At 68.9% G+C, this 21695-nt stretch carries 20 protein-coding genes; 14 read left to right on the top strand and 6 right to left on the bottom strand.

Annotated features, from left to right (window positions below; all coding sequences use genetic code 11):
- Nucleotides 1-111: 111 nt before the first annotated feature.
- The 7 genes from ACIGFL_RS00545 to fba all read left to right on the top strand — a co-directional run bounded on the left by ACIGFL_RS00545 (nt 112) and on the right by fba (nt 7516).
- On the top strand, nt 112-1266 hold the full coding sequence (locus tag ACIGFL_RS00545) for a TDT family transporter (RefSeq protein ID WP_397495773.1): 1155 nt from the start codon (nt 112-114) through the stop codon (nt 1264-1266).
- 112 nt (nt 1267-1378) lie between these two features.
- A complete protein-coding gene (gene tkt, locus ACIGFL_RS00550) occupies nt 1379-3379 on the top strand; it encodes a transketolase (RefSeq protein WP_397495774.1) in 2001 nt (666 codons plus the stop codon).
- A gap of 91 nt (nt 3380-3470) precedes the next feature.
- Nucleotides 3471-4538 (top strand): erythrose-4-phosphate dehydrogenase, encoded by a 1068-nt coding sequence (epd, locus tag ACIGFL_RS00555; RefSeq protein ID WP_397495775.1) that lies wholly within the window; start codon nt 3471-3473, stop codon nt 4536-4538.
- A 4-nt stretch (nt 4539-4542) separates the two neighbouring features.
- Nucleotides 4543-5703, top strand: a complete 1161-nt coding sequence (locus ACIGFL_RS00560) for a phosphoglycerate kinase (protein WP_397495776.1) — start codon at nt 4543-4545, stop codon at nt 5701-5703.
- 68 nt (nt 5704-5771) lie between these two features.
- Nucleotides 5772-5957 carry a hypothetical protein gene (locus tag ACIGFL_RS00565; protein WP_397495777.1) on the top strand — a complete coding sequence of 62 codons (186 nt, stop codon included), beginning with the start codon at nt 5772-5774 and terminating at the stop codon, nt 5955-5957.
- 13 nt (nt 5958-5970) lie between these two features.
- Nucleotides 5971-6291: an MliC family protein gene (locus tag ACIGFL_RS00570; protein ID WP_397495778.1), complete on the top strand. Its 321-nt coding sequence runs from the start codon at nt 5971-5973 to the stop codon at nt 6289-6291.
- Between the two features lie 160 nt (nt 6292-6451).
- On the top strand, nt 6452-7516 hold the full coding sequence (fba, locus tag ACIGFL_RS00575) for a class II fructose-bisphosphate aldolase (RefSeq protein WP_021446166.1): 1065 nt from the start codon (nt 6452-6454) through the stop codon (nt 7514-7516).
- 94 nt (nt 7517-7610) lie between these two features.
- Here fba and ACIGFL_RS00580 read toward each other — a convergent pair whose 3' ends face one another.
- A complete protein-coding gene (locus tag ACIGFL_RS00580) occupies nt 7611-8294 on the bottom strand; it encodes a polysaccharide lyase family 7 protein (protein WP_397495779.1) in 684 nt (227 codons plus the stop codon).
- 375 nt (nt 8295-8669) lie between these two features.
- Between ACIGFL_RS00580 and ACIGFL_RS00585 the strand changes: the two genes are divergently transcribed.
- Genes ACIGFL_RS00585 through ACIGFL_RS00595 form a run of 3 tightly spaced genes read left to right on the top strand, consistent with a single transcriptional unit; the run spans nt 8670 to nt 10798 of the window.
- Nucleotides 8670-9146, top strand: coding sequence for a hypothetical protein (locus ACIGFL_RS00585; RefSeq protein WP_397495780.1), 477 nt, complete (start codon nt 8670-8672; stop codon nt 9144-9146).
- Between the two features lie 13 nt (nt 9147-9159).
- Nucleotides 9160-10260: a PQQ-dependent sugar dehydrogenase gene (locus tag ACIGFL_RS00590; RefSeq protein ID WP_397495781.1), complete on the top strand. Its 1101-nt coding sequence runs from the start codon at nt 9160-9162 to the stop codon at nt 10258-10260.
- 22 nt (nt 10261-10282) lie between these two features.
- Nucleotides 10283-10798, top strand: a complete 516-nt coding sequence (locus ACIGFL_RS00595) for a YgjP-like metallopeptidase domain-containing protein (protein WP_177342949.1) — start codon at nt 10283-10285, stop codon at nt 10796-10798.
- Between the two features lie 368 nt (nt 10799-11166).
- Here the strand turns inward: ACIGFL_RS00595 and ACIGFL_RS00600 are convergent, their stop codons facing one another.
- From ACIGFL_RS00600 to yccS, 3 genes are read right to left on the bottom strand one after another with little or no spacing between them, the layout of a single operon-like run.
- A complete protein-coding gene (locus ACIGFL_RS00600) occupies nt 11167-11400 on the bottom strand; it encodes a DUF2789 domain-containing protein (RefSeq protein ID WP_021446171.1) in 234 nt (77 codons plus the stop codon).
- Nucleotides 11401-11459: 59 nt separating this feature from the next.
- A complete protein-coding gene (locus tag ACIGFL_RS00605) occupies nt 11460-11942 on the bottom strand; it encodes a GreA/GreB family elongation factor (protein ID WP_397495782.1) in 483 nt (160 codons plus the stop codon).
- A gap of 6 nt (nt 11943-11948) precedes the next feature.
- Nucleotides 11949-14120, bottom strand: coding sequence for a YccS family putative transporter (yccS, locus tag ACIGFL_RS00610; protein ID WP_397495783.1), 2172 nt, complete (start codon nt 14118-14120; stop codon nt 11949-11951).
- Between the two features lie 97 nt (nt 14121-14217).
- Here yccS and ACIGFL_RS00615 point away from each other — a divergent pair, with 97 nt between their 5' ends.
- The 4 genes from ACIGFL_RS00615 (at nt 14218) to ACIGFL_RS00630 (ending at nt 18426) form a co-directional block, all read left to right on the top strand.
- The gene (locus ACIGFL_RS00615) at nt 14218-15666 is read left to right on the top strand and encodes a nodulation protein NfeD (protein ID WP_397495784.1); all 1449 of its coding nucleotides are present in this window, start codon (nt 14218-14220) and stop codon (nt 15664-15666) included.
- Nucleotides 15666-16418: a slipin family protein gene (locus ACIGFL_RS00620; protein ID WP_122109370.1), complete on the top strand. Its 753-nt coding sequence runs from the start codon at nt 15666-15668 to the stop codon at nt 16416-16418. The genes ACIGFL_RS00615 and ACIGFL_RS00620 overlap by 1 nt, the downstream gene beginning before the upstream one ends.
- A gap of 109 nt (nt 16419-16527) precedes the next feature.
- On the top strand, nt 16528-17652 hold the full coding sequence (gene ald / locus ACIGFL_RS00625) for an alanine dehydrogenase (RefSeq protein ID WP_397495785.1): 1125 nt from the start codon (nt 16528-16530) through the stop codon (nt 17650-17652).
- A 135-nt stretch (nt 17653-17787) separates the two neighbouring features.
- Nucleotides 17788-18426 carry an intradiol ring-cleavage dioxygenase gene (locus tag ACIGFL_RS00630; RefSeq protein WP_397495786.1) on the top strand — a complete coding sequence of 213 codons (639 nt, stop codon included), beginning with the start codon at nt 17788-17790 and terminating at the stop codon, nt 18424-18426.
- Nucleotides 18427-18445: 19 nt separating this feature from the next.
- Here the strand turns inward: ACIGFL_RS00630 and ACIGFL_RS00635 are convergent, their stop codons facing one another.
- The gene (locus ACIGFL_RS00635; RefSeq protein WP_397495787.1) at nt 18446-20260 is read right to left on the bottom strand and encodes an SLC13 family permease; all 1815 of its coding nucleotides are present in this window, start codon (nt 20258-20260) and stop codon (nt 18446-18448) included.
- Nucleotides 20261-20395: 135 nt separating this feature from the next.
- Nucleotides 20396-21580, bottom strand: coding sequence for an NAD(P)/FAD-dependent oxidoreductase (locus tag ACIGFL_RS00640; RefSeq protein ID WP_397495788.1), 1185 nt, complete (start codon nt 21578-21580; stop codon nt 20396-20398).
- Nucleotides 21581-21695: the final 115 nt, after the last annotated feature.

Consider the following 21695-nt stretch of genomic DNA (forward strand, 5'->3'; position numbering starts at 1 on the left):
GCTACCTATAAATGGAAGGCATGCAAAAGATGCTGAATATGTATTTTTAATATGGCAGCTGCGGCCCTAGGCTGACCACCCCTTCAGCCATGCCACGGAACCAGCCGATTCATGCCACGCCCCTTCAGTCGTCTGCCCGAACCGCTCGCCTTTATCCGCCACTTCACCCCCAACTGGTTCGCCATGACCATGGGCACCGGCGTGCTGGCGCTGGTGCTGGCCCATCTGCCGTGGCAGCTGCCGGGCCTGTATGCGCTGGCCGAAGGGTTGTGGCTGTTCGGCGTGGCGCTGTTCGCGCTGTTTAGCCTGCTGTTTGTGCTACGCCTGGCGCTGTTTCGCGAAACGCTCTGGCCGATGCTGCTGCACCCGGTGCAATCGATGTTCTTCGGCGCCATTCCCATGGGCCTGGCCGTATTGCTCAAGGGCCTGCTGCTGTTCGGCGTGCCGCGCTGGGGCGAGGCCGTCTATGCGCTGGCGCATGCCCTGTGGTGGCTGGACGCCGCGTTGGCGCTGCTCGGCGCGCTGCTGGTGCCCTACCTGATGTTCACCCGGCAGAACCATGCGCTGGAGAAACTCACCGCCGTCTGGCTGCTGCCCATAGTCGCGCCGGAGGTGGCCGCCAGCACCGCCGGCTCGCTGGCGCCGCACCTCTCTGCCGCGGACGCGCAGCAACTGCTGGTGGCCGGCTTCGTGCTCTGGGGGCTGTCGCTGTCGCTGGCCTTCTCGCTGATCACCCTGGTGCTGCTGCGCCTGGCCCTGCACAAGCTGCCGGACACCGATTTCGCCGCCACCAGCTGGCTGCCGCTGGGGCCGCTGGCCACCGGCTGCCTCGGTCTGCTGAGCATGGGCCAGGCGGCGCCGGCGGCCTTCGCCGGCACGCCGCTGGCCGGCGCCGCCGAGCTGGCGCGCGACCTCGGCCTGCTCGGCGGCCTGGCGCTGTGGGGCGCCGGGCTCTGGTGGCTGGTGATCGCCAGCCTGTTCACCCGTCACTACATCCGCGACAACATGCCGTTCAACCTCGGCTGGTGGGGTTTCACCTTCCCGCTGGGGGTGTTCACCCTGGCCACCTTCGAGCTGCAGGCGCTGACCGGCCTGGCCTGCTTCGCCCTGATCGGCCTGGTGCTGACGGTGCAACTGAGCGCGGTCTGGTCGCTGGTGTTGAGCCGCACCCTGGCCGGTGTCTGGCACGGCGAACTGTTCCAGGCGCCCTGTCTGGCCGGGCCGGGCAGCCCGGCGGTGAGCGTGTTGAGCGAGCAAGCGGGCTGATTCGGCGCGATCTGCGACCATCTGTCATTGCCCCGCGGGGGCCGGCTGGGCGAAAATGGCCGCCTTTTTCGCCCCTTCATCAAGAAGCAGCCCCCCGTAGGAGATTTGAGCGATGCCCAGCCGTCGTGAGCGAGCCAATGCCATCCGTGCCCTGAGCATGGATGCCGTGCAGAAAGCCAACAGCGGCCACCCCGGTGCCCCGATGGGCATGGCGGACATCGCCGAAGTGCTGTGGCGCGACTACCTCAAACACAACCCGAGCAACCCGAATTTCGCCGACCGCGACCGCTTCGTGCTGTCCAACGGCCATGGTTCGATGCTGATCTACTCGCTGCTGCACCTGACCGGCTACGACCTCGGCATCGAGGACCTCAAGCAGTTCCGCCAGCTGCACAGCCGCACCCCGGGCCACCCGGAATACGGCTACACCCCGGGCGTGGAAACCACCACCGGCCCGCTTGGCCAGGGCATCGCCAACGCCGTCGGCTTCGCCATCGCCGAGAAGGTGCTGGGCGCGCAGTTCAACCGCGACGGCCACCAGATCGTCGACCACTTCACCTACGCCTTCCTCGGCGACGGCTGCATGATGGAAGGCATCAGCCATGAAGTCTGCTCGCTGGCCGGCACCCTGGGCCTGGGCAAGCTGATCGCCTTCTACGACGACAACGGCATCTCCATCGACGGCGAGGTCGAGGGCTGGTTCACCGACGATACGCCCAAGCGCTTCGAGGCCTACGGCTGGCAGGTGATCCGCAACGTCGACGGCCACGACGCCGAAGAGATCAAGATGGCCATCGACACCGCGCGCAAGAGCGCGGACCAGCCGACCCTGATCTGCTGCAAGACCACCATCGGCTTCGGCTCGCCGAACAAGCAGGGCAAGGAAGAGTGCCACGGCGCGCCGCTGGGCAATGACGAGATTGCCCTGACCCGCGCCGCCCTGGGCTGGAACCATGGCCCCTTCGAAATCCCGGCCGAGATCTATGCCGAGTGGGACGCCAAGGAAGCCGGCGCCGCCGCCGAGGCCGCCTGGAACGAGAAGTTCGCTGCCTACGCCGCCGCCCATCCTGAGCTGGCTGCCGAGTTCAAGCGCCGCATCGCTGGCGAGTTGCCGGCCGATTTCGCCGCCAAAGCCGCCGCCTATATCAAGGATGTGGCCGAGAAGGGCGAGACCATCGCCAGCCGCAAGGCCAGCCAGAACGCGCTGAACGCCTTCGGCCCGCTGCTGCCGGAATTTCTCGGCGGCTCGGCCGACCTGGCCGGCTCCAACCTGACCCTGTGGAAGGGCTGCAAGGGCGTCACCGCAGAGGACGCCAGCGGCAACTACCTGTTCTACGGCGTGCGCGAGTTCGGCATGAGCGCGATCATGAACGGCATCGCCCTGCACGGCGGCTTTGTGCCCTACGGTGCGACCTTCCTGATCTTCATGGAATACGCCCGTAACGCCGTGCGCATGTCGGCGCTGATGAAGCAGCGCGTGCTCTATGTCTTTACCCACGACTCCATCGGCCTCGGCGAAGACGGCCCGACTCACCAGCCGATCGAGCAGCTGGCCAGCCTGCGTGGCACCCCGAACCTGGACACCTGGCGCCCCTGCGACGCGGTGGAATCCGCCGTGGCCTGGAAACACGCCATCGAGCGTAATGACGGCCCGTCCGCGCTGATCTTCAGCCGCCAGAACCTGCCGCACCAGGCCCGCGATGCCCAGCAGCTGGGCGATATCGCCCGTGGTGGTTACGTGCTGAAAGACTGCAACGGCGAGCCGGAACTGATCCTGATCGCCACTGGCTCCGAGGTTGGCCTGGCCATGCAGGCCGCGGCCAAGCTGCAGGAGCAGGGCCGCCAGGTGCGCGTGGTGTCGATGCCGTCGACCAGTGTGTTCGACCAGCAGGACGCCGCCTACAAGCAGGCCGTGCTGCCGCTGCAGGTCGGCGCGCGCATCGCCATCGAGGCCTCGCATGCCGACTACTGGTACAAGTACGTCGGCCTGGAAGGTCGCATCATCGGCATGACCAGCTTCGGCGAGTCGGCGCCGGCGCCGGCGCTGTTCGAGCACTTCGGCTTCACCGTCGAGAACATCCTCGCCACCGCCGACGAGCTGCTGGACGCGTAGGATGGCTTGAGCGAAGCGATACCCATCGATCTGCCGTGATGGGTATCGCAGGCTCAACCCCTCCTGCGGTCGCCATCCATTCGAGATCGCCATGTCCCATCGCCCCTACCGCGTCGCCCTCAATGGCTATGGCCGCATCGGCCGCTGCGTGCTGCGCGCCCTGCACGAGCGCGGCGCCGGGGCGGGCCTGGAGATAGTCGCGCTGAACGACCTGGCCGATCAGGCCAGCATCGAGTACCTGACCCGCTTCGACTCCACCCACGGGCGGTTTCCCGGCGAGGTCAGGGTCGACGGCGACTGCCTGCATATCAACGGCGACTGCGTGAAGGTGCTGCGCCAGAGCGAGCCCGAGGCCGTCGACTGGGCGGCGCTGGATATCGACCTGCTGCTGGAGTGCTCCGGCGCCTACCACAGCCGCGCCGACGGCCAGCGCTTCCTCGACGCCGGCGCGCCGCGGGTGCTGTTCTCCCAGCCCATGGCCGGCGAGGCCGATATCGACGCCACCGTGGTCTACGGGGTCAACCAGGCCTGCCTGACGGGCGCCGAGCGACTGGTATCCAACGCCTCCTGCACCACCAACTGCGGCGTGCCGCTGCTCAAGTTGTTGAACGAGGCGGTGGGGCTGGAGTACGTCTCCATCACCACTATCCACTCGGCGATGAACGACCAGCCGGTGATCGACGCCTACCACCACGAAGACCTGCGCCGCACGCGCTCGGCCTTCCAGTCGGTGATCCCGGTGTCCACCGGCCTGGCGCGCGGCATCGAGCGTTTGCTGCCGGAGCTGAGCGGGCGTATCCAGGCCAAGGCCATCCGCGTGCCGACGGTCAACGTCTCCTGCCTGGACATCACCCTGCAGACCGCGCGTGATACCAGTGCTTCCGAGATCAACCGGGTGCTGCGTCAGGCGGCGGAAAGTGGCCCGCTCAAGGGGCTGCTGGCCTACACCGAGCTGCCCCACGCCAGCTGCGATTTCAACCACGACCCGCACTCGGCCATAGTCGACGGCAGCCAGACCCGCGTGTCCGGCCCGCGCCTGGTCAACCTGCTGGCCTGGTTCGACAACGAATGGGGCTTCGCCAACCGCATGCTCGATGTCGCCGAACATTTTCTCGCTGTATCCACTTCCTCCGTACAACCAGCCCCCGTGAAGGACTGATGCCATGACCGTTCTGAAGATGACCGACCTCGACCTCGCCGGTAAGCGCGTGCTGATCCGCGAAGACCTCAACGTCCCGGTGAAGGACGGCGTGGTCAAGAGCGATGCGCGCATCCTCGCCGCCCTGCCGACCATCAAGCTGGCGCTGGAAAAGGGCGCGGCGGTGCTGGTCTGCTCGCACCTGGGCCGGCCGGAAGAGGGCGTGTACAGCGAGCAAGACAGCCTGGCGCCGGTCGCCGCCTACCTGAGCCAGGCCCTCGGCCGCGAAGTGCCGCTGGTCAAGGACTACCTCGGCGGTGTCGAGGTCAAGGCCGGTGAGCTGGTGCTGCTGGAGAACGTGCGCTTCAACAAGGGCGAGAAGAAGAACAGCGACGAGCTGGCGCAGCAGTACGCGGCGCTGTGCGACGTGTTCGTGATGGACGCCTTCGGCACCGCCCATCGCGCCCAGGGCTCGACCCACGGCGTGGCCAAGTTCGCCAAGGTCGCCTGCGCCGGCCCCCTGCTGGCCGCCGAGCTGGACGCCCTGGGCAAGGCCCTGGACAAGCCGGCCCGCCCAATGCTGGCGATCGTCGCCGGCTCCAAGGTGTCGACCAAGCTCGACGTGCTCAACTCCCTGGCCGACATCTGCGACTCGCTGATCGTCGGCGGCGGCATCGCCAATACCTTCCTCGCCGCCGCCGGCCTGCCGGTGGGCAAGTCGCTGTACGAGGCCGACCTGGTCGACACCGCCCGCGCCATCGCCGCCAAGGTCAGCGTGCCGCTGCCGGTGGACGTGGTGGTGGCCAAGGAATTCGCCGAATCGGCCTCCGCCACCGTCAAGGCGGTCAAGGACGTGGCGGAGGACGACATGATCCTCGACATCGGCCCGCAGACCGCGGCGATGTTCGCCGAGATGCTCAAGGCCTCGCAGACCATCCTGTGGAACGGCCCGGTCGGCGTGTTCGAGTTCGACCAGTTCGGCAACGGCACCAAGGCCCTGGCCCTGGCCATCGCCGAGAGCCCGGCGTTCTCCATCGCCGGCGGCGGCGACACCCTGGCGGCCATCGACAAGTACGGCGTGGCCGAGCAGATCTCCTACATCTCCACCGGCGGCGGTGCCTTCCTCGAATTCGTCGAGGGCAAGGTGCTGCCGGCCGTGGAAGTGCTGGAGCAGCGCGCGGAGTAAACCGAATTAAACCCTGGCGTGATCGGGCGGTCTGTTACAACTGGAACAAGCGCACAAGGAGTCACGCCATGGTCAAGCTAGCCGCGTTGGGCATCATCGGGATTTTCCTGGCCGGCTGTGCCGGTGGACGGGAGCAGGCCTGCGAGGTGTTCAGCCCGGCGCAGATCGACCTGCCGACCACCCAGGACGATCGGCGCATCGAAGGGCAAAGCAGTGGCGACCCTTCCGGCACGGTGCCGGAGCAGCGCTGCTGACAGGGAGCGATAAATGGATACGAGGATTCTTGTCGCGCTGGCGGCCGTGGCACTGGCGGGGTGCAGCAGCCAGCCGCAGGCGCCGGATCAGTGGACCCGCTGGGTCTGCGACAGCCAGGCCGAGCTGCAGTGGCGCTTCGCCGATGGCGGCTACGATCAGCTCGACCTGCGCCTGGGCGGCGACGATATCGTCTACCGCCTGACTCAGGAACCGGCGGCCTCGGGCGCCTTGTACAGCGACGGGCGGCTGTCCTTCCACACCAAGGGCGAGGAAGGCCTGGTCTACTGGACCGCGACCGACGACCTGATCGGCCGCGGCTGCAAGGCGCCCTGAGGTATAGCCCGGATACAATCCGGGGCATGGAAATGACTAGCCCCGGCAGAGCCGGGGGCGGAGCCGGGGACGACCCCCTGTCCCGCGAAACTTGAACAACGCCGGCCCCTGCGGCAGGCTTGCACGATTAACGACCTCCAAACCGGGAGACAGGAACACCATGGCACTTATCAGCATGCGCCAGATGCTCGACCACGCCGCCGAATTCGGCTACGGCGTGCCGGCCTTCAACGTCAACAACCTCGAGCAGATGCGCGCCATCATGGAAGCCGCCGACAAGACCGATTCGCCGGTCATCGTCCAGGCCTCCGCTGGTGCCCGCAAGTACGCCGGTGCGCCCTTCCTGCGTCACCTGATCCTCGCCGCCATCGAAGAATTCCCGCACATCCCGGTGTGCATGCACCAGGACCACGGCACCAGCCCGGACGTGTGCCAGCGCTCGATCCAGCTGGGTTTTTCCTCGGTGATGATGGACGGCTCGCTGAAGGAAGACGGCAAGACCCCGGCCGACTACGACTACAACGTGCGCGTGACCCAGCAGACCGTGGCCTTCGCCCACGCCTGCGGCGTGTCCGTGGAAGGCGAGCTGGGCTGCCTGGGCAGCCTGGAAACCGGCATGGCCGGTGAGGAAGACGGCGTCGGCGCCGAAGGCGTGCTCGATCACAGCCAGCTGCTGACCGACCCGGAAGAGGCCGCCGACTTCGTCAAGCGCACCCAGGTCGATGCCCTGGCCATCGCCATCGGCACCAGCCACGGCGCCTACAAGTTCACCAAGCCGCCGACCGGCGACGTGCTGTCGATCGAGCGCATCAAGGAAATCCACAAGCGCATCCCCAACACCCACCTGGTGATGCACGGCTCCTCCTCGGTACCGCAGGAGTGGCTGAAGGTGATCAACGAGTTCGGCGGCGACATCAAGGAAACCTACGGCGTGCCGGTCGAGGAAATCGTCGAGGGCATCAAGCACGGCGTGCGCAAGGTCAACATCGACACCGACCTGCGCCTGGCTTCCACCGGCGCCATCCGTCGCATGATGGCCGAGCACCCGAGCGAGTTCGACCCGCGCAAGTTCTTCGCCAAGACCATCGTCGCCATGCGCGACATCTGCATCGCCCGCTACGAAGCCTTCGGCACTGCCGGCAACGCCTCCAAGATCAAGCCGATCTCCCTGGAAGGCATGTACCAGCGTTACGCCAGTGGCGAGCTGGCCGCCAAGGTCAACTGACGCCGTCGCGACCGCCTGCGCGGCTCGCCCAAGCAAACGCCGCGGCTCCTCACGGAGTCGCGGCGTTTTTTATCGCCTGCTGCTCCGGCGGGCCTTATTGCACGGTGCCGAGCAGCGGTCGGTGCTCGATGCCAAGCTTGTCGAAGCGCGCCGCGCCGGCTTCGGTTTCGTAGCCGGTGTTGTCCTGGGTGTAGACCCCGGCCTTGAAGTACAGCGGCTTGGGCGCCCAGCTCGAGTCGAGGCGGGTACTCCATTTGACCCCGTTGACGTTGATGCCCAGCGTGCCCTTGGGCGTCAGGTGCACGACATAGGTGAAGCGCTGGTTCAGGGCGATGCCGCTGGCCAGGGTCACGGTCTGGATCGCCGACTCGGGCGCCAGGCGCACCTTGGCGACGATATTGCCGCTGGCGGCGTAGGCCTTGTACTGGTACTCCAGCTTGAGCAGCGGCATCGAGCTCTTGTAGGCGTGGATCTGGCCGATGACGATCTTGCCGGTGGACGGCACCTGGCTGACGCGCAGCCCGGCGTGCAGGAAATTGTCGGCCTCCGGATAGGTCCAGTTGCGCAGGCGGCCGTCGGCATGGGTTTCGCGCAGCTCGCTGCGCGGGTAGCTCGCGCTCTCGGTCGTGGTGCCGTTGACCGGGGCCCAGAAGAAGATGGCGCCGTCCCTGGATTGGAAATAGTGATCCTGATAGCCGCCGGCCAGCACCGGGGTTTCGATGGTGGTGGCGGGAACGCCGACTGGAACGCTGAGATTCCACATGGCGAGTTCGATCATGCTCGATGCTCCTGAAAAAACAGAAACTTCAGTCGAGGGCACATCTCATCCAGGAGTCAGTAACGGCTTACTTGGCGTTCCAGCGGGTGACACACGCGAACTAGAAGGAGGGCAGGGCTGCCCGTGCCGCAGGGCGGAATGCTCTGGCGGCACGCTTTGTAACGGCAGTCGCGGCGAATAGCTGAGAGCCGCTCGTCGTACTATTGGCGTCAATATATGGTCGACATGAGCCGGCCTCGGCTCCAGACCTCCGCGCGCGGCGAGATGCCTCGGCGCCTGGGCGGCGCAGGTAAAACCCTGTAAAACACCGGCGCCGTGGCGGCCGGCGGGCTGCGCCATAATTCCTGCACTGTAGTTCCGGGAACCCCCCTGCCCATGTCCAGCACGCCGCGCCTGTTGTTCGCCTTCGTTGTCGCCGTGGCACTGGCCTCGCTGCTCGCTTCGATCTTCCAGACCCAGTCCAACCTCGCCGCCCTGCAGGCGCTCGGTGCGCCGATGCCATTGGACGTGCGCCTGGGCACCACCTGCCTCGACCTGCTCGGCTTCGCCCCGACCTTCGCCCTGCTCGCCGCCCTGGGCTTTGCCTTCGCTCTGCCGCTGGCGCAGTGGAGCGCGCGGCGCCTGCCGCGGCTGCGCTGGGCGATCTTCGTCGGCGCCGGCGCCGCGGCGATCTGGCTGGCGCTGGCCCTGGCCAATGCCCTGGCGCCGATGCCGACGCTGATCGCCGCCGACCGCGACCCGCTCGGCACCCTCGGCTTGATGGCCTGCGGCAGCGCCGGTGCACTGCTGTTCGGCCTGCTCGGTCGGCGCGTGCGCTACCGCAAGTCACCGACCCCATCCGATTCCCCGTGACAAGGCCCAGCCCATGTTGAGACCCCTTCGCGCGCTGCTGCTCGGCGCCCTGCTCGTCGGCGCCCCGGCGCTGGCTCAGGACTACCGCATCGAGACCTTCGGCGAAGGCCTGGAGCATCCCTGGTCGCTGGCCTTCCTGCCGGACGGGCGCCTGCTGGTGACCGAGCGGGTCGGCCGCCTGCGTATCGTCGAGGCCGACGGCAGCCTCGATCCGCAGCCGGTGGCGGGGTTGCCGGAGATCTTCGTCGCCGCCCAGGCCGGGCTCATGGAGGTGGCGCTCGACCCGGACTACGCCGATAACCGTTGGCTCTACCTGAGCTACGCGCACGGCTCGCTGGAGGCCAACAACACCCGCCTGGCCCGCGCCCGCCTGGTGGACGACGAACTGCACGACTTCGAGGTACTGTTCACCGCCGCGCCGCTCAAGGCCGGTGCCGCCCACTACGGCGGGCGCATCGCCTTTCTCGCCGACCAGAGCCTGGTGCTGACCCTGGGCGACGGTTTCGACTGGCGCGAACAGGCGCAGAACCCGGCCAACCACCTGGGCAAGATCGTGCGCCTGAACCGCGACGGCAGCGTGCCGCAGGACAACCCGCTGGTGGGGCAGGCCGGCGCCGCGGCGGAGATCTACAGCCTCGGCCACCGCAACGTGCAGGGCATCGTCTTCGATGCCGAGAGCGGCCGCCTGTACAGCCACGAACACGGCCCGCGCGGCGGCGACGAGCTCAACCTGATCGAGCCCGGGCGCAACTACGGCTGGCCGCTGGTGACCTTCGGCATCGACTACACCGGCGCGCGCATCAGCCCCTACACCGAGCTGCCGGGGCTGACCCCGCCGCTGCTGCACTGGACGCCCTCGGTGGCGCCGTCGAGCCTGACCCAGTACCGCGGCGCGCTGTTCCCGGAATGGCAGGGCGACCTGTTCGCCGCCACCCTGGTCGAGCGCAGCGTGCGCCGCATCCGCCTGCACGACGGCATGCTGGCCGGCGAAGAGAGCCTGTTCGAGGAGCTCGGCGAGCGCATCCGCGACATGCGCGTCGGCCCCGACGGCGCGCTCTACCTGCTCACCGACAATGCCGACGGCCGGCTGCTGCGGGTGCTGCCGAGCGAGTGAGGCGGGTTACACTGATGCCCCTTTGCCGCGCAGGACCTCGCCGTTGAAATACCTCCAGGGCTACCCCGCCGCCGTCCAGCAGCAGGTGCGCCAGCTGATCGCCGACGACCGTCTGGGCGACTACCTGGCCCAGCGCTACCCCGGCCGCCACCAGGTGCAGAGCGACAAGGCGCTGTACGGCTACGTGATGGAGCTCAAGCAGGAGCACCTGAAGAACGCCCCGGCCATCGACAAGGTGCTCTACGACAACCGCCTCGATCTGACCCACCGCGCCCTGGGCCTGCACACGGCGATCTCGCGGGTGCAGGGCGGCCGGCTCAAGGCGAAGAAGGAGATCCGTGTCGCCGCGCTGTTTCGCGACGCCGCGCCGCTGTTCCTGCAGATGATCGTGGTGCACGAGCTGGCGCACCTGAAGGAGGCCGAGCACAACAAGGCCTTCTACAAGCTGTGCGACTACATGCTGCCGGGCTACGCGCAGATCGAGTTCGACCTGCGCCTGTACCTGACCTGGCGCGAGATGAGCGGTTCGGGGGCGTAGGTTGGCGCCGAGCGCAGCGAAGCCCAACGGGGCGTGCGCAGCACGCCGCCCGGCGCGCGCCGCGGCCGACGACCCGCCGCCGCCGTTGGGCTTCGTCGCGGGCTCCTCAGCCCAACCTACGGATCTACCTGACCTGGCCTGAGATGAGCGGTCCGGGGGGTAGGTTGGTGCTGGGCGCAGCGAAGCCCAACGGGTAGTGCGCAGCACTCCGCCCGACGATCTGCAGCACCCTGCCCGGCGAGCGCCGCGGCCGGCGCTCCGCCGCAGCCGTTGGGCTTCGTCGCGGGCTGCTCAGCCCAACCTACGCGGCAACGCGTCTTCGGCGTAGCCCGGATGCCATCCGGGGCAACGGGGCCTGGCAATCCGCTTCAGCCGCGCAGCAGCACATTGAGCTGGTCGACCACCTCGGCCCAGTCGGCGTCTTCGAGGATTTCCTCGCGCAGGAAGGCCGCCTGCGCCGGGCTCCAGAACGCGGCGTCGGCCAGCTTGCGCTCGGCCGGCAGCGGCGCGTGGGTCCGGATAAAGGTCTCGATGCTGGCCGCATCGTTGGCCAGGCCGAGTTGCTTGAACAGCGCGGGCAGGTCGTGGATCGGGTTTTCCATGGCGGTTTCCTCTGGCGGGTGTCGGCTCGTCTAGCAACCCTAGCCCAGATAGCCCCCGCTCACTCGACCGCCAGTACCTCGAACGACTGCACGCCGCCGGCTGCCGCCAGACGCACCTCGTCGCCCGGGCCCTTGCCGAGCAGGGCGCGACCCAGCGGCGCGGCGCTGCCCAGCACCTGGATCTCCAGGCCCTGCTGCTGCAGCTTCATGCTCGCCCCCTGCGGGCCGAGAAACAGCCAGCGTTCGCGCTCCTGCGCGTCGACCAGCAGCACCAGCGCGCCGAGGGCGATGCCCTGCGCCGCGTCGAACGGCCGCGGGCGCAGCTGGCGCCAGGTGATCAGGGTCTGGCGCAGCTCTTCCACCCGGCGCGCCTGGCCGCTGGCCAGGTAGGCGGCCTCCAGGCCGAGGGTGTCGTACTTGTTCTCGGCCACGTTCTCTTCGTGGGTGGCCGCCTCGTGGGCGGTCTGCGCGGCGTGCTGGGCCTGCTGCAGGTCGGCCTGCAGCTGCGCCAGCACCTGTTCTTGCAGGAGGTTCTTGTCCATGTCCGGCTAACCCTTGTCCTGGCGCAGATGGGCGCCCAAGGTGCGCAGCGGCGCCAGCTGGCGGCAGATCAACGCCAGCTGGGTCTGCACCAGGCGCTGGCGTTCGTCGGCGTCCTCGGCGATCTGCTCCAGTTCCTGCGCCAGCGCCTGTTCGGCGTCGCTGTGGATCGCCAGCGGGCGTTCGCCGCGCAGGCCGGCGGCGATCTCGTCGAGGCTTTGCGCGATGGCCTCGGCCTGCTCCAGCAGGCGCGCCTGGGCCGCCTGCGGCAGCTGTTCGCCGCGGTGCGCGCCGAGTGCGGAGAGGTAGCTGAGCAGGGTGTGCGAGAGCACCAGGAAGCGAAAGCCCAGGTCCGCGTCTTTGCGGAAGTGCCCCGGCTCCATCAGCATGTTGCCGAGGGTGGTGGACAGCGCCGCGTCGGCGTTGTGCGCGTTGCGCCGGGCCAGGCGGTAGCCGAGGTCGTCGCGCTTGCCGTGGGCGTACTGGGCGATGATCTGGCGCAGGTAGGCGCTGTTGCAGCTCAGGGTGCCGGCGAGCATGCGCCCCAGGCGCCGGCCCTGCCAGTCCGGCAGGATCAGGAACACCGCCAGGCCGGCGATCAGGCCGCCGAGCAGGGTGTCGATCAGGCGCGGCAGGAACAGGCCGTAGCCGTCGCCGATCTGGTTGAAGCAGAACAGCACCAGCAATGTGATCGCCGCGGTGGCCAGGGCGTAGCGCGTGCTGCGGGTGGCGAAGAAGGCCACCCCGGCGACCACGGCGAACAGCGCCTGGATACGCGGGTCGGGGAACAGGTCGATCAGCGCCCAGCCGAGCCCCAGGCCGAGCAGGGTGCCGGCGATGCGCTGCACCAGCTTGAGGCGGGTGGCGCCGTAGTTCGGCTGGCAGACGAACAGGGTGGTGAGCAGGATCCAGTAGCCCTGGGTCGGGTGGATCAGGTGCAGCAGGCCATAGCCGGCGGCCAGGGCGACGGACAGGCGCAGGGCGTGACGAAACAGCAGCGAGGTGGGCGTCAGCTGCTGGCCGATACGTTCGGCCACCTCCCTCAAGGAGTGCGGTTCGCGGTCGAGCAGGCTGCTGTCCTGTTCCTCGGCCAGGGCGTCGGGGTTGCTGGCGTTGCTCAGCAGCTGGTCGAGGCTGGCCAGGTTGCCGGCCAGGGCGCCGAGCGAGCGCAGCAGGCGGCGCCAGGCCGGATTGCTCTGCAGGTGCAGGTGATCGAGCGAGGCGTGCAGGTCCTCCAGGGCCTGGCTGCACAGCTCGCGGTACTCGAACGGTTGGCGCAGCTCGATGGCGCTGCCCAGGCGCTGGCAGGCCTCGCCGTGCAGGCGCAGCAGGCGCTGGCAGCGAAACAGCACGTCGCTGTGGAAGAAGGCCTCGGCCAGCTCGTTGTAGGGGTAGTGCGAGGAACTGGCGCGCTCGTGAATGTCCTGGGCGAGGAAATACAGCTTGAGGTAGCGGCTGACCTTGGGCCCCGGACGGCCGTCGCCGACCCGGTGGAGGATGATCTCCTTGGCCGCGTTGAGCGCCGACACCACCCGGCCGTTCTGCTTGGCCAGCTCCAGGCGCCGCGCCTCGACGTCGAGCTGGCGCAGCGGCTCGAACAGCGCTGCCTTGAGCTTGAGGTAGCGGCCCAGCTCGCGGAACAGCCGGGCGAGGCTGTGCTGCAGCGGCTGCTGGGCGAACAGCGCGTGCCAGATCACCGACAGCAGGCCGTACCAGGCGGCGCCGGCCACCAGCAGCAGCGGCTCCAGCCACAGGCCGGCGACGCCGCCGCGCTGCTCGACGCCGATCATGCTGTACACGGCGAGGATCAGGGTGCCCGAGCCGAGGGTGGCGAAGCGTTCGCCGAGGGCGCCGAGCATGGTCAGGCAGAAGGCCGACAGCGCCAGGGCGACGACGAACAGCCAGGGGTAGGGGAACAGCCACTCGACCGCGTAGGCCGCGGCGCTGAAGCAGGCCAGGGTGACCAGCACGGTGCCCAGGCGGCCCTGCCAGCTGTCGTCGGTCTCGGTCAGGGCGCTGGCGATGATGCCGAGAAACAGCGGGATCAGGGCGTGCATCCAGCCCTGCCACCAGCACAGCGCCAAAGCTCCGGCCAGGGCGATGAATACCCGCAGGCTGGCGCTGAACTTGTCCAGCGCCCACAGGCGGCGCAGCGATTGGCGAAGGCGGGGACGGGGCATGGGCGGCCTGGTCGGGAAAGATGCGAGCAGCCTACCGGAACTGGCCGGTCGCTGGGTATCCATCCGCGACGCGTCGGGGGCGCCGGGGCCATGGACTATGCTCAGTGAGGGAGCGCCGCCAGCTGACCGGCATCCGCGCGACTCCCGGGAGGCGAAGGTGTTTGCTGCGTGGCTGCGTCTGTGCCTGTGCGCCCTGATTCTCGGCGGCTCGCTGGGTGCGAGTGCGGCGCCGGGTGCGGTGGTGCAACTGCAGGTGGACGGGGTGATCGGCCCGGCCAGCGCCGACTACCTGGTGCGCGGCCTGGCCAAGGCGGTGGACGAGGGCGCGCAGCTGGTGCTGATCCAGATCGACACCCCCGGCGGCTTGGACACCTCTATGCGCGCGATCATCAAGGCGATCCTCGCCAGCCCGATTCCGGTGGCCAGCTACGTCGCCCCCGGCGGCGCGCGGGCAGCCAGCGCCGGTACCTATATCCTCTACGCCAGCCACGTCGCCGCCATGGCGCCGGGCACCAACCTCGGCGCGGCCACCCCGGTGGCCATCGGCATGCCCGGCACGCCGAGCAAACCGCCGGGCGAGAGCAAAGACGAGGGCAAGGGCAAGGACGGCGAGGCGGACAAGAGCCCCGGCGATGCCATGACCGCCAAGCAGGTCAACGACGCCGCCGCCTATATCCGCGGCCTGGCGACGATGCGCGGGCGCAACGCCGAATGGGCCGAGCGCGCGGTGCGCGAGGCGGTCAGCCTGGCCGCCGAGGAGGCGCTGGCGCAGAAGGTGATCGACTACCTGGCCACGGACCTGGCCGACCTGCTGCGCCAGCTCGACGGCAAGACCCTGCAGGCCGGCGGCGTCGACCAGACCCTGGCCACCGCCGGCGCGCCCCTGATCAGCCATGCGCCGGACTGGCGCACCCGCCTGCTGGCGGTGATCACCAACCCCAGCGTGGCGCTGATTTTGATGATGATCGGCGTCTACGGCCTGTTCTTCGAGTTCTCCAACCCCGGCAGCGGCGTCGGCGGCGTGCTCGGCGGCATCAGCTTGATCCTCGCCCTCTACGCCCTGCAGCTGCTGCCGGTGAACTACGCCGGGGTGGCGCTGATCCTGCTCGGCATCGCCTTCATCGCCGCCGAGGCCTTCCTGCCCAGCTTCGGCGTGCTCGGCATCGGCGGCGTGGTGGCCTTCGTCTTCGGCGCACTGATCCTGATCGATACCGACGTGCCGGGCTTCGGCATCCCGCTGGCGCTGATCGTCACCCTGGCGCTGGTCAGCGCCGGGCTGATCCTGGCCATCCTCGGCATGGCGCTAAAGGCCAGGCGGCGCCAGCAGGTGGCCGGCGACAGCGGCCTGGTCGGCAGCCTGGTGGCGGTCGCCGCGGTGCAGGCCGAGGATCCTTGCAGCGGCTGGGTGGCGCTGCAGGGCGAGCGCTGGCAGGTGCAGGGCAGCGAACCGCTGCGGCCAGGACAGCGGGTGCGGGTGACGGCGCGCCAGGGCGTGCAACTGCAGGTCAGCGCGGTGGATGAACCGCCGCCCCAAGGAGGTCACTGATGGGTTTCGAACTGAGTTTTCTCTCGCTGACGATCATCGTCCTGGCCTTGCTCGCCTCGGCCTTTCGCATCCTGCGCGAGTACGAGCGCGGCGTGGTGTTCCAGCTCGGCCGCTTCTGGCGGGTCAAGGGCCCGGGCCTGATCCTGGTCATCCCCGGCTTGCAGCAGATGGTGCGGGTGGACCTGCGCACCATAGTGCTGGACGTGCCGACCCAGGACGTGATCTCCCGCGACAACGTCTCGGTCAAGGTCAACGCGGTGGTCTACTTCCGCGTGCTCGACGCGCAGAAGGCGATCATCCAGGTCGAGGACTACCACATCGCCACCAGCCAGCTGGCGCAGACCACCCTGCGCGCGGTGCTCGGCAAGCACGAGCTGGACGAGATGCTCGCCGAGCGCGAGCGGCTCAACGTCGACATCCAGCAGGTGCTCGATGCGCAGACCGACGCCTGGGGCATCAAGGTGGCCAACGTCGAGATCAAGCACGTCGACCTCGACGAGTCCATGGTGCGCGCCATCGCCAAGCAGGCCGAGGCCGAGCGCGAACGGCGGGCCAAGGTGATCCACGCCGAGGGCGAGCTGCAGGCCTCGGAAAAGCTCATGCAGGCCGCCGAGATGCTCGGTCGCCAGCCTGGCGCCATGCAGCTGCGCTACATGCAGACGCTGAGCAATATCGCCGGCGACAAGAGCTCGACCATCGTCTTCCCGCTGCCGGTGGAGCTGCTGCAGGGCATCGCCGAGGTGAAGAAATAGCCGCCTGGCGCGGGACTATTCCCTGAAAAACCTGGCGAAAACAGATGGCCGACTGCCAGGTCTTTTCTAGACTTCGAGAAGGCAACGGGTCCTTCCAGCGGAGGTCGCTATGCGCATCGGTGTGCCCAAGGAAATCAAGAACCACGAGTACCGCGTCGGCCTCACCCCGCAATCGGTGGCCGAGCTCGCCGCGCTGGGCCACGAGGTCTGGGTCGAGACCCAGGCCGGCGCCGCCATCGGCTTCTCCGACGACGACTACCGCCAGGCCGGCGCGCAGATCGCCCAGGGCGCCGGCGAGGTGTTCCAGGAGGCGCGGCTGATCGTCAAGGTCAAGGAGCCGCTGGCGGTGGAGCGGGCCAAGCTGCGCCCGCACCACACCCTGTTCACCTACCTGCACCTGGCCCCGGACCGGCCGCAGACCGACGAGCTGATGGCCGGCGGCGCCACCTGCATCGCCTACGAGACGGTGACCGACGGCCAGGGGCGCCTGCCGCTGCTGGCGCCGATGTCCGAGGTGGCCGGGCGCATGTCGATCCAGGCCGGCGCCAGTTGCCTGGAGAAGGCCCGCGGCGGCCGCGGCGTGCTGCTCGGCGGGGTGCCGGGGGTGGCCCCGGGCAAGGTGGTGATACTCGGCGGCGGCGTGGTCGGCAGCCATGCGCTGGCCATGGCGGTGGGCCTGGGCGCCGACGTCACGGTGCTGGACAAGAGCGTCGACGCCCTGCGTCGGCTCGATGCGCTGTACGGCAACCGCATCACCACGCTCTACTCGACCCGCGCCGCGCTGCGCGAGCAGGTGCTGGCCGCCGACCTGGTGATCGGTGGCGTGCTGATCCCTGGTGCCGCCGCGCCCAAACTGATCAGCGCCGAGATGGTGCGGCACATGCGCCCCGGCGCGGTGCTGGTGGACGTGGCCATCGACCAGGGCGGCTGCGCCGAGACCTCGCGCGCCACCACCCACGCCGAGCCCACCTATGTGGTCGACGAGGTGGTGCACTACTGCGTGGCCAACATGCCCGGCGCGGTGGCGCGCACCTCGACCCTGGCGCTGAACAACGCCACCCTGCCGTTCGTCGTCGCCCTCGCCGAGAAGGGCACGCGGCGCGCCCTGGAGGAAGACCCGCACCTGCTCAACGGGCTCAACGTGGCCAAGGGCGTGATCACCTGCGGCAGCGTCGCCGAGGCCCACGGCCTGCCGTTCCAGTCGGCGGCCGGGGTGCTGGAGCATCTGCCGTAGGGTGTCGCGGAGCCGCCTAGGCCGTGCGCACCAGGCCGCCCCGGCATAGACCTGCCGTCGCATTGGATGGGCGGCGTCGCGGGCGGCGGATATGACAGTGGCGTCGAACACGAACCCTGCGCAGAGGAAAAAACCATGTCCAGCCGTCGCCATCTGCTGTTCGCCGCCGCCGGCGGCGCCCTGCTGGCCAGCCCGGCGCTGGTGCTGGCCGAGCGTCTGCTGACACCGGCGCAGACCCTCGGGCCCTTCTACCCCGACCAGCTGCCGCTGGATCGCGACAACGATCTGGTGCAGGTCGAGGGCCAGGCCGAGCCGGCGCGCGGCATCCGCGTGCAGCTGCACGGGCTGATCCTCGATGGCCGCGGCCAGCCGCTGGCGGGCGCGCTGGTGGAAATCTGGCAGGTCGATGCCAACGGCATCTACCTGCACAGTCGCGGCGGCGACCGCCAGCGCCGCGACCCCGGCTTCCAGGGCTACGGCCGCTTCACCACCGGCGCCGACGGCCGCTATCGCTTTCGCACCATTCGCCCGGTGGCCTATCCCGGGCGCACCCCGCATATCCACCTGGCGGTGACCCTGCCGGGGCTGCCGCGCTTCGCCACCCAGTGCTATATCCGCGGCGAGCCGGGCAACCGCCGCGACGGCCTGCTCAACGCGATTCGCGACCCGCAGCTGCGCGAGCTGCTGATCGTGCCCTTCGTGCCGGTGACCGGGCGGGTCGACGAGCAGGTGGCGCGCTTCGACGTGGTACTGGGCGTTACCCCGGCTTCATGATCGCCCTTTGCACAAGCGCCTACAGCGGCCAGACCCACAACAGCAGCGGCACGCTGACCAGCACCACGAGAATCTCCAGGGGCAGGCCGAGGCGCCAGTAGTCGCCGAAGCGGAAGCCGCCGGGGCTGAGGATCAGGGTGTTGTTCTGGTGGCCGATGGGGGTGAGGAAGGAGCAGGAGGCGCCGATGGCCACCGCCATCAGCAGCGAATCCGGGCTGACCTCGAGCTGGCTGGCGGCGCTGAGGGCGATGGGGCACATCACCGCGGCGGTGGCGGCGTTGTTCATGAAATCCGACAGGGTCATGGTCACCACCAGCAGCAGGGTCAGGGTGACGATGGCGTTGCCCTGCGCCAGGTGCTCCATCAGCAGGCGCGCCAGCAGGTCGGCGGCGCCAGTTTCCGACATGGCGCCGGCCACCGGGATCAGTGCGCCGAGCAGCACGATCACCGGCCAGTCGACGGCCTCGTACACCGCGCGCAGCGGGATCAGGCGCAGCAGCATGTAGGCCAGCACCCCGGCGGAGAAGGCCACCGCCGCCGAGAGCAGGCCGAAGGCGGCCGTGGCGATGGCCAGCAGCATCACCCCCAGGCCCAGGTTGGCCTGGCGCGGGTCGGGAATCACGATGGCGCGCGCGGCCAGCGGCACGCAGCCGTAGTCGTTGGCGAATTCGCCGATGTCCTCGGCGCCGCCCTGCATCAGCAGCACGTCGCCGCTCTGGATCAGGGTCGAGCGCAGGCGCTTGATCGAGCGGTGGCTCTGCCGCGAGATGGCCAGCAGGTTGATGCCGTAGCGGCTGCGCAGGCGGGTGCTGCTGGCGGAACGGCCGATCAGTTGCGAATCGGGCTTGACCAGCAGTTCCTGCAGCGCGCGCTCCTCGCCGTTGCTCTCCTTTTTCTCCGGCTCGGCACCATCCTCCTGGCGCTGCTGCTCGGCCTCCTTGGCCTCGCGCTCGGCTTCCAGCAGCAGGTCCAGCTGGCCCAGCACCTCGCCCAGCTCCTCGGGCTCGGCCTCGATCACCAGCACGTCGTCGGCCTGCAGCACGCGGCGCGGGTTGGGCGCGCTCAGGCGCAGCTTGTTGCGCACCATGGCCACCACCTGGGCGTCGGCCTCGTCGAGCAGTTGCTCGATCTCGCGCAGGGTCTTGCCCTGGGCCTTGCCGCCGTCCTTGACGCGCGCCTCGGTGAGGTAGCGGCCGGTGTCGAAACTGGCGGCGTTGCCCACTTCGCGCCTGGGCACCAGGCGCCAGCCGAGCAGGGTGATGAACAGCACGCCGGCCAGCGCCACCGCCACGCCCACCGGGCTGAAGTCGAACATGGCGAAGGGGCCGGCGCCGTGCTGCGCGCGGAAGCTGGAGACGATCAGGTTGGGCGGCGTGCCGATCAGCGTGGTCATGCCGCCGAGAATGGTGCCGAAGGCCAGCGGCATCAGCACCCGGCCGGGCGGCAGCTCCAGGCGCGCGGCGATCTGCAGGGCGATGGGCATCAGCAGGGCGAGGGCGCCGACGTTGTTCATGAAGGCCGAGAGCAGGGCGCCGAGCCCGGTCAGTGCGGCGATCGACGCCAGCACCCCGGCGTTGCCGGGCAGCAGGCGCTGGGCCAGGCGGTTGACCGCGCCGCTGCTCTGCAGGCCGTAGCTGAGCACCAGCACGCAGGCCACGGTGATCACCGCCGGGTGGCCGAAACCGACGAAGGCCTCGCGCTCCGGCACCAGACCGGCGATCACGCAGGCCAGCAGGGCGCCGAGGGCGACCACGTCATGCCGCCAGCGGCCCCAGATGAACAGCCCCATGCTGGCGACGAGAATGGCGAAGATCAGGCCTTGGTCGAGGGTCATGGGGCGGACTGTCCTTGTGCGAGGGGCGCAGGTGCTTGTTGTAGCAGAGTCCATACCGCCGCGGCGGTTCCCCGCTCGTTGGGGCATTGGTGCGCAGGGCGCACCCTAGGGCGGCAAACCGCGTTGGCGGATGCCTCAGACGTACTGCGCGGCGGCGTAGCCCGAGGCCCAGGCCCACTGGAAGTTGAAGCCGCCGAGGTGGCCGGTGACGTCGAGCACCTCGCCGATGAAGTACAGCCCCGGCACCTTGAGCGATTCCAGGGTCTTGGACGACACCTCGCGGGTGTCGACGCCGCCCAGGGTGACCTCGGCGGTGCGGTAGCCCTCGGTGCCGGCCGGCACCAGCTGCCAGTCGGACAGGCGCTCGGCAATCGCCTTCAGCTCGCCCGGGCTGTACTGCTTCAGCGGCTTGTTGGCGAACCAGCTGTCCACCAACAGGGTCGCCATCTTCTTGGTGAACAGCTCGGCCAGCAGGGTCTTCAGCTCGCTGGCGCCGCGTTCGCGCTGCTGGGTCGCCAGCCACTCGGGCAGGTCGATATGCGGCAGCAGGTCGATGTGCAGGGTGTCGCCCGGCTGCCAGTAGGAGGAAATCTGCAGGATCGCCGGGCCGGACAGGCCGCGGTGGGTGAACAGGATGTTCTCCTTGAAGCTCTGCCCGTTGCAGCTCACCAGGCAGTCCTCCACCGAAGTGCCGGACAGCTCCGTGCACAGCGTCTTGAGCTGCGGGTCGGTGATGGTGAAGGGCACCAGGCCGGCGCGGGTCGGCAGCACCTGGTGGCCGAACTGGCGGGCCACCTGGTAACCGAACCCCGTGGCGCCGAGGGTGGGGATGGACAGCCCGCCGCTGGCGATCACCAGCGACTGGCAGGCGATCGCGCCGAGGTCGCTGTGCAGCAGGAAGCCGCCGTCGGTCTTGGCGATGCTCTGCACCGCGGTGTTCAGGCGGATCTCGGCGCCGGCCTCGGCGCACTCGGCCAGCAGCAGATCGAGGATGGCATTGGCCTTGTGGTCGCAGAACAGCTGGCCGAGCTTCTTCTCGTGATAGGGCACGCCGTGCTTGGCCACCAGGCCGATGAAGTCCCACTGGCTGTAGCGCGCCAGGGCGGACTTGCAGAAGTGCGGATTTTCCGAGAGGAAGTTGCCCGGCTCGCAGTACAGGTTGGTGAAATTGCAGCGCCCGCCGCCGGACATGAGGATCTTCTTGCCGGCCTTGTTGGCATGGTCCAGCACCAGCACGCGGCGGCCGCGCGCGGCGGCGTTGGCGGCGCACATCAGGCCGGCGGCGCCGGCACCGACTATCACTACCTCAGTGTGCAACACGAGAGTTCCCCAGCGATTCGAGCGCACAGACGGAGGCTGCGCGAAAACCCGCGCATCTTACCCGAAGCCGCTCTGGCCCGCCGATCCTGGCGCGGCAGGGCGGATGGACGGCCGC

This window comes from Pseudomonas sp. NPDC077649 (genome assembly GCF_044542855.1).
Lineage (GTDB): Bacteria > Pseudomonadota > Gammaproteobacteria > Pseudomonadales > Pseudomonadaceae > Aquipseudomonas.